Origin of the sequence: Micromonospora sp. NPDC005215, assembly GCF_040607915.1 — a bacterium.
Classification (GTDB): Bacteria; Actinomycetota; Actinomycetes; order Mycobacteriales; family Micromonosporaceae; genus Micromonospora.
Genome location: NZ_JBEXHQ010000093.1, coordinates 1 through 7,363, shown reverse-complemented (window position 1 = coordinate 7,363; position 7,363 = coordinate 1). Strand labels below are relative to the sequence as shown.

Here is a 7,363-nt window from a genome sequence, read left to right as displayed (position 1 = left end):
GAGGGGGCCGGCCTGCTCCTGCTCGCGTTCGAGCGGGCGGTCATGGTCTTCCTGAAAGATCGGAGCCGCCTGGACGGTCTGCTTGCCGAACTCGACGCACTGCGACAAACGGTGCCCGAGTCCGAGTGGATGGATCTCCGGTGCGTGCCGGCCGCGTGAGAGGGCGTGAACGATGACGGAACTCCGCAGATTCGACCTCGACGGTGGCGGATCGGTGGTGGTCGAGGTCGACGGTCGGGCCGGCGTCGCACCGGCCGGAAATGCCGGAAAGGTGGTCCGTGAGGCGCGGGCGACGTTCGACCGGGCGCTCTCGGAGGTCCGCGACGCCGCCTCCGCCGCGCTCGGTCAGTTCCAGTCCATGGCCCACCGTCCGGACGAAATCGAGATCACCTTCGGGGTGCAGCTGACAGCGGAGGCCGGCGCGGTGATCGCCCGGACCGGCGTCCAGGGTCAGCTGACGGTGACGGTGCGCTGGCAACGGCCACCGACCCTGTGAGCAGGAGTTCCGGAACTTTCACCCGAACCGGGTGATGACGCTCAGTTCTCCCTTTCCTACCGTGGGTGTCATGGCTGCCGCTCGCGCGACCCCTGCCAACCCCTTTCCCGGCCGCACCGTCGCGGACGCGGCCGGCGCCGACCAACGGGCCCTCCCGCCCGAGCTGGGTCCCAATTCCCTCGCGGTGCTCAGCGGGCCCACGTTCCTGTACTCCAACGCGTCCGGGGACGTGCCGGCGGGCAGCATCGGTGGCCTCGTCCACCTGGACACCCGCCTGCTCAGCGGCTGGAACCTGACAGTCAACGGCGGCAAGCTGCTGGTGCTGCGCTCCGAGACGATCGACCACTACTCCGCGCAGTACGTGCTCACCAATCCGGAGTTGCCCGGGCTGCCACCGAACACGTTGGGCCTGCGGAGGCTGCGCTACGTCGGCGACGGCTTCCACGAGCGCGTGGAACTTGTCTCGTACCGGCAGGAGCGGGTCCAGGTGCAGCTGCGGCTGGCCGTCGCCGCCGACTTCGCCGACCTGTTCGAGGTCAAGTCGACGGTCCGGGACCGCTCCGCCGAGATCACCCGTCACCACGCCGACGACGGGTCGGAACTGTGCTTCTCCTACCAGCGGGGCGACTTCTCCGCCCAGACCCGGGTGTGCTGTGCGAAGCCAGCCGACCGCATCGAGGGCGACGACCTGGTCTGGGACCTGGAGCTGGATCCGTGCGAGGAGTGGCACGTCGACCTGGACGTGCCACTGCCGACCGGGATGGGGGTGGTCGAGCCGGTCCGGGGCGACATCGCCGACGTCATCCACGGCCGGGCCGACGACCCGCTGCGCCGGTGGGTTGAGGACCGGGCGGTGCTGCACAGTGACAACACGGCGTTGGAGCGCACCGTGCGGCAGTCCCGCAACGACCTGGCGGCACTGCGGCTCGACCTGGAGGTCAAGGGCCAGCGGATTCTGCTGCCCGGTGCCGGACTGCCCTGGTTCCTCGCCGTCTTCGGCCGGGACACCCTGATCACCGCGTACCAGACGCTTGTCGCCGGTCCCGCGCTGGCGAAGGGCGCGCTGCTCGCCCTGGCCAAGCTTCAGGGCGAGACGTGCGACGACTTCACCGACGAGGAGCCCGGCAAGATCCTGCACGAGGTGCGCAGCGGCGAGTTGACCCGCAGTGGCGAGAAACCGTTCGGGCCGTACTACGGCAGCGCCGACGCCACCCAACTCTGGCTGATCCTGCTCTCCGAGTACTGGCGCTGGACCGGCGACGACGAAACCGTCCGGCACCTGCGGGACAACGCGATCGCCGGGTTGCGCTGGATCGACGAGTACGGCGACCGGGACGGCGACGGCTACGTCGAGTACGCGACCCGCTCGCCCGAGGGGCTGGGCAACCAGTGCTGGCGGGACTCCCCGGACGGCGTCTGCTTCGCCGACGGCAGGATGCCCGTGCTTCCGCTGGCCACCTCCGACCTGCAGGGCTACACCTACGACGCCAAGATGCGGCTGGCCGAGTTGTTCGACGGGCCGTTGGACAACCGCACGGTGGCGCGCCGGCTGCGCGACGAGGCCAACACCCTGTACGAGCGGTTCAACCACGACTTCTGGATCGAGGAACGGGGCGGCTACTACGCGGTTGCCCTGGACGGCGACAAGAACCGCGTCGATTCCAAGACCTCGAACATGGGTCATCTGCTGTGGAGCGGAATCGTCCCGCCGGAGCGGGCCGACGCGGTGGTGCGACAACTCATGTCGCCGGACATGTTCTCCGGTTGGGGCGTCCGCACGTTGTCCCGGGAGGAGCGGCTCTACAACGCTCTCGGCTACCACCTCGGCACGGTCTGGCCGCACGACAACTCGATCGCCGCGCTCGGCCTGGCCCGCTACGGCTACCGGGCCGAGTCGAACCGGATCAGTCTCGCGATGATCGAGGCGGCCGACCAGTTCGATTACCGGCTGCCGGAGGCGCTCAGCGGTTTCGACAGGGAACGGCTGCTCTTCGCCGTGCCGTTCCCGACGGCGTGCAGCCCGCAGGCGTGGGCGGCCGGCACGCCGCTGGCCCTGCTCCGGGCCATGCTCGGCGTCAACCCGGTCAATGGCCGGTTGGTCCTCGATCCGGACGTCCCGGAGGAACTGGGCCGGATCACCGCCGAGCGGGTGCGGGCGTTCGGCCAACAGTGGGAGTTGGAGGCGATCGGCCGCAGCGGCCGCGTCCGGCTCAGCGAAGGTGAGGGCGGGTCGCGCGTCGGACGTTTGTCGCGGGCTCCGACGGGAAACGGCCCGCAATGACGAAACCTCGTGTGGTGATCGTGGGGGCCGGGTTCGCCGGTTACCACGCGGCGAAGACGCTGAGCCGGATCGCCCGGGACCGGGCCGAGATCGTGGTGCTGAACTCCACCGACTACTTCCTCTACCTCCCGTTGCTGCCCGAGGTGGCGGCCGGGGTCGTCGAGCCCAAACGGATCGCGGTGCCCCTGACCGGGACACTCAAGGGCGTACGCGTGGTGATCGGCGAGGCGGACCACGTCGACCTGCAGAACCGCTGGGTCGGCTTCACCCAGGCAGAGGGGGAGAGGAACCGGTTGGCGTACGACCGGCTGATCCTCGCTGTGGGCAGCGTCAACAAGCTGCTGCCCATCCCGGGGGTGACCGAGTACGCGCACGGCTTCCGCGGCCTGCCCGAGGCCGTCTACCTGCATGATCACATCGTCCGTCAGCTGGAACTGGCCGAGCAGGCCGAGGACCCGGCCGAGCAGCAGGCCCGCTCCACGTTCGTGGTGGTCGGGGCGGGCTACACCGGCACCGAGGTCGCCGCGCACGGGCAGTTGTTCACCGACGCGCTGCACGCCCAGCGGCCCCGGCTCACGGTCCGGCCGCGGTGGATGCTGCTCGACGTGGCGCAGCGGGTGCTGCCCGAGATGGACGAGCGGATGTCGAACACCTCGCACCGGGTGCTGAACCGCCGAGGTGTGGACGTCCGGCTGGGCGCGTCAGTGGCGGAGGCGACCTGCGACGGGGTGAAGCTCACCGACGGTGAGTTCGTGCCGACCTGCACCCTGGTGTGGTGTGTGGGGGTGCGCCCCGACCCGTTCGTCAACGAGTTGGGTCTGCGCACGGACCGGGGACGGCTGGTGGTCGACGAGTTCCTCAACGTCCCCGGCTACCCGGAGGTGTTCGCCTGCGGCGACGCCGCAGCGGTGCCCGACCTGGTGAACCCGGGAAAGATCTGCGGGATGACGGCTCAGCACGCGCAGCGGCAGGGCAAGCGCGCGGCGCACAACATCGCCGCGTCGTACGGCTTCGGTAAGCGCAAGCCGTACAAGCACCACGACCTGGGCTGGGTCGTCGACCTGGGGGGCAGGGACGCGGCGGCGAACCCGTTGCAGGTGAACCTGGCCGGGTTGCCGGCCAAGACGGTCACCCGGGCGTACCACCTGATGGCGATGCCGGGGAACCGCACGCGGGTCAGCGCCGACTGGGTGCTCGACGCCGCGCTGACCCGCTCGGCGGTCCAGTTGGGGCTGGTCCCGGCGAACGCGGTGCCGTTGGAGAGCACCGCACCCGAGGTCGCGTCCCGCGCCCGCTGAGCGGGCAGACGCGCGCCGGCCGGTCAGCCCTGCGGGGCGGGACCGGCCGGTCGTCGCGCACCCGGACCGGCCGGCGGCGCGGGCCGCACCCGGCGCGGACCGTACTCGCGCAGCAGGGTCTGCACGATGCCGGCGGCGGGGATGGCCAGCAGCGCGCCCAGCAGACCGGCCAACTCCGCCGCCAGCAGCACGCTGGCCAGCACGGTCAGCGGGTTGAGCCGGACCGCCCGGGACAGGATGAGCGGCTGGAGCAGGTGGTTCTCCACCTGCTGGTAGACCACGAAGAAGACAAGCACCACCACCCCGGCGGTGGGGGAGTGCAGGAAGCCGGCCCCGGCCGCGATGACCGCGCCGATCGTCGCACCGACAAGCGGTATCAGGTCGGCCACCGCGACCAGCAGGGCGATCACGGCCGCGAACGGCACCCCGGTGACGACAAGCACCACGAAGGTCAACAAACCGCAGATGGCGCTGATCAACAGATTGCCGGTGAGGTAGCCGGTGACGGTGCGCGACACCTCCCGGCCCACCCGGTGCAGCCGCTCACCCTGACCGTCCCCGGCCGCCGCGAGCAGGCCGCGGGTGATCCGCGGCGCCTCCAGGACCATGAGGTACGCCAGCACGATGACAGTGACCACCCCGGCGACGGTCTCGACGACGCCGCGCAGCACGCCCACCGCGGGTTGCCGCAGTCGGGTGCCGAGGTCGCGGAGCTGGTCGGAGTTCTCGCTGACGTACCGCCGTGCGCCGGTGCGCTCCAGCAGTTGCCCCAGCGGCCCCCGGCCGGCGCGGGCGTCGTGCAGCAACCCGGGTGCCCGGTCGGCGAACCGGGCCAGCTCCCCGGACAACGGCACCAGGATCAGCGCGGCCAGGATCGCCAGCAGCACGAACGCGACGAGGAACACCAGCAGCGTGGCCACCGCGCGCCGCCGTACGAGACGGCGTTGCACGCGGTCGACAAGGGGCTTGAGCGCCACGGCGAAGAACGCGGCGACCACCGCCCAGACCAGCACCCGGTGGGTCGCGTACACGAGGGCCAGCGCGAGGGCGGTCGCGAGCACCAGACCGATCACGATCAGGGTCCGGCGGGCGGTCGCCCGGTCGTCGGCGTTGCTCATCCGCCGCGACTTCCCCGCGCTCGCCGTCAGAAACCCGGCATTGCGGACGCGACGGGTGCTCGGGTCCTCCCGCGTGGGGCAGCCGACCAGGGTGAAGCCCGCTCAGCGGGGTTCGTCGGCGTCGGTGCGGGGACGGGCGCCGGCGACGAACGTGTCGAGCGCGGCGGCGTGCAGCAGCCCGCCCGGCACCGGGTCACGCAGGGCCGCCACCGCCAGCCGGCCGACCGGCAGCCCGCCGGGTCGGGACGTCGCGGCCAACACCAGGTTGCCGTAGCGGCGGCCGCGCAGCATCCGCCGGTCGCCGAGCACGCACACGTCGGCGAAGACCGCCCGCACCGTGGCCACCTGCACCCGGGTGGCGACAAGCGGCGGCAGGTCCGTGACGTTGACCAGGAACATCCCATCGGGGCGCAGGGCGCGGGCCACCTCGGCGGCGAACTCCACGGTGCGCACGTGCGGGGGCATCCGGGCCGCCCGGTAGATGTCGGCGATCACCACGTCGGAGGAACCCGTCGGGGTGGCGGTGAGCGCGTCCCGGGCATCGGCGACCTCCACCCGCACCTCTGGCGGCAGCGGCGGCAACTCCCGGGCCACCAGCTCGACCACCGCCGGGTCCCGCTCGACGACCCGTTGCGGGGAGCCGGGCCGGGTGGCGGCCAGCCAGCGGGGCAACGTCAACGCGCCACCACCCAGGTGCAGAACGCTCAGCGGGGCGCCCCCCGGGGCGGCCAACTCCACCGCCGAGGCGATCCGCCGGACGTACTCGAAGTGCAGGTGCCGGGGATCCTCGACGTCCACGTACGACTGCTCGACCCCGGCGGACAGCAGGGTCCGCCCGGTCCGCCGGACCGGGTCGGCGACCAGCTCCAGCCGGTCGGCGGCGCGGTTCATGACCGGCACGCTAGCTCAGGCCCACGACCGGGCCGCTGGGTGGCCCGGCACGGCCGACGGGCCGGCGGAGCGGGATGTCCCGCGTCCACCGGCCCGTCGGTGCCGCCGCGGCCGGTCAGCCGCCGGCCATCCCGGCTCCCACCTCGTCGATCGCGTCGTCGATCTGGTGGGCGAGGTCCACGTCGAGCGCTGTCACCCCGTCGGCCTGACTGGTTCGCACGGTCAGTACGGCGGCGGTGTCCCCCGGACGTCCGATGCTCGGTCCGCGCCCGCTGTCCTGGCGCAACCGGTCGAGCCGGTCCAACACCCGGTCCAGGTTGTCCGGTGGCAGCGCGACCACCCGGTACAGACCCTGACCGTCGCCGGTCCAGTAGGGCAGGTCGTCGAGCGCCGCGTCGATCGCGTCCCGGTCCAGGGTGGGCGTGGTGGTGGAGGCGCCCACCAGGCCGCCGCCGGCCTCCGGTGGGTTCAGCAGGTCCCGCAACCCGTCGGGCACGTGCAACGACTCGACGAGGTCGCTGTCCTGCTCGGCGAGCGCGGCGATCGTCGCCTCCGCCTGGTATCGGGCCTGCTCGGGGGTGTTGCCGCTGATCCGGCCGACCTCGGCCAGGAAGCCGGGCAGGTCGCGGTGTCGCTCGATGCCGTCGACGGGCAGCACGTCGTGCAGCGACGCCGGCACCGCCGCGAGCAGGCGTTGCCGCTCGCCGGCGTCCAGGGCGAAGGCGAGGACCAGCACTGTCGCCTCGGTGCCCACCTTGGCCGTCTTGAAGTCGACCCCGGCCCGACGCCGGACCTCGTCGACCAGGTCGTGGTAGCCCATGCTGCGTACCCCGGCTGTGCCGGTCGGCGGGGACGGCTGCGGCCTCGGATTGTCGGCGGTGCCGACCTGCGGCGGCGCCGGCCCGCCGCGCGTGCTGTCCGGCTTGTGCGCTCCGGCCGGTGCTGGGCCGGCCCGCTTGCCCGCCTCGAGGCTCTTGAGCTGCTTGGAGGCGCTCAGGCTGGCACCGATCTCGCTGGGCTGGCGACCCTGGTCACGGGCCTGTCGGGCCAGCGTCCGACGCCGCTGGTTGTCGCCCTCCATCTGCTTGCGCATGGTGGCACCCCTTCCGCTGGGGATCGTGGGCTGTGTCAGCCGCCTTCCCGCCGTCCCGGGAGCCGAAACGGACGTCGCCGGGTGGGTCGGCACCACGCCCGATAGGCCGGTGCCTCGTCGGCGCGCTGCGGGTCGCGGAACTGCACGGCCATCGCCCTGCCGTCGATCACGGTGCCGCCGTTGGCG

At 72.2% G+C, this 7,363-nt stretch carries 6 protein-coding genes and 1 pseudogene; 3 read left to right on the top strand and 4 right to left on the bottom strand.

The window, feature by feature from the left end; genetic code table 11:
- Positions 1–172 precede the first annotated feature (172 nt).
- From ABZU25_RS34070 to ABZU25_RS34060, 3 genes are all read left to right on the top strand, one after another.
- The gene (locus tag ABZU25_RS34070; protein ID WP_355033475.1) at positions 173–496 is read left to right on the top strand and encodes a CU044_2847 family protein; all 324 of its coding nucleotides are present in this window, start codon (positions 173–175) and stop codon (positions 494–496) included.
- A 70-nt stretch (positions 497–566) separates the two neighbouring features.
- On the top strand, positions 567–2,777 hold the full coding sequence (locus ABZU25_RS34065) for a glycogen debranching N-terminal domain-containing protein (protein WP_355033474.1): 2,211 nt from the start codon (positions 567–569) through the stop codon (positions 2,775–2,777).
- Positions 2,774–4,075 carry an NAD(P)/FAD-dependent oxidoreductase gene (locus ABZU25_RS34060; protein ID WP_355033473.1) on the top strand — a complete coding sequence of 434 codons (1,302 nt, stop codon included), beginning with the start codon at positions 2,774–2,776 and terminating at the stop codon, positions 4,073–4,075. The genes ABZU25_RS34065 and ABZU25_RS34060 overlap by 4 nt, the downstream gene beginning before the upstream one ends.
- A gap of 23 nt (positions 4,076–4,098) precedes the next feature.
- Here the strand turns inward: ABZU25_RS34060 and ABZU25_RS34055 are convergent, their stop codons facing one another.
- From ABZU25_RS34055 to ABZU25_RS34040, 4 genes and pseudogenes are all read right to left on the bottom strand, one after another.
- Positions 4,099–5,193: an AI-2E family transporter gene (locus ABZU25_RS34055; RefSeq protein ID WP_355033472.1), complete on the bottom strand. Its 1,095-nt coding sequence runs from the start codon at positions 5,191–5,193 to the stop codon at positions 4,099–4,101.
- 102 nt (positions 5,194–5,295) lie between these two features.
- Positions 5,296–6,084 carry a fused MFS/spermidine synthase gene (locus ABZU25_RS34050; protein ID WP_355033471.1) on the bottom strand — a complete coding sequence of 263 codons (789 nt, stop codon included), beginning with the start codon at positions 6,082–6,084 and terminating at the stop codon, positions 5,296–5,298.
- A gap of 115 nt (positions 6,085–6,199) precedes the next feature.
- Positions 6,200–7,177 carry a DUF2267 domain-containing protein gene (locus tag ABZU25_RS34045; protein ID WP_355033470.1) on the bottom strand — a complete coding sequence of 326 codons (978 nt, stop codon included), beginning with the start codon at positions 7,175–7,177 and terminating at the stop codon, positions 6,200–6,202.
- 92 nt (positions 7,178–7,269) lie between these two features.
- Positions 7,270–7,363, bottom strand: a pseudogene (locus tag ABZU25_RS34040) (amidinotransferase); the annotation flags it as partial.

Coding starts and splice junctions, on each gene's coding strand:
- ABZU25_RS34050 (WP_355033471.1), bottom strand. CDS start 6,084: ATGAACCGCGCCGCCGACCGGCTGGAGCTGGTCGCCGACCCGGTCCGG.
- ABZU25_RS34065 (WP_355033474.1), top strand. CDS start 567: ATGGCTGCCGCTCGCGCGACCCCTGCCAACCCCTTTCCCGGCCGCACC.
- ABZU25_RS34055 (WP_355033472.1), bottom strand. CDS start 5,193: ATGAGCAACGCCGACGACCGGGCGACCGCCCGCCGGACCCTGATCGTG.
- ABZU25_RS34045 (WP_355033470.1), bottom strand. CDS start 7,177: ATGCGCAAGCAGATGGAGGGCGACAACCAGCGGCGTCGGACGCTGGCC.
- ABZU25_RS34070 (WP_355033475.1), top strand. CDS start 173: ATGACGGAACTCCGCAGATTCGACCTCGACGGTGGCGGATCGGTGGTG.
- ABZU25_RS34060 (WP_355033473.1), top strand. CDS start 2,774: ATGACGAAACCTCGTGTGGTGATCGTGGGGGCCGGGTTCGCCGGTTAC.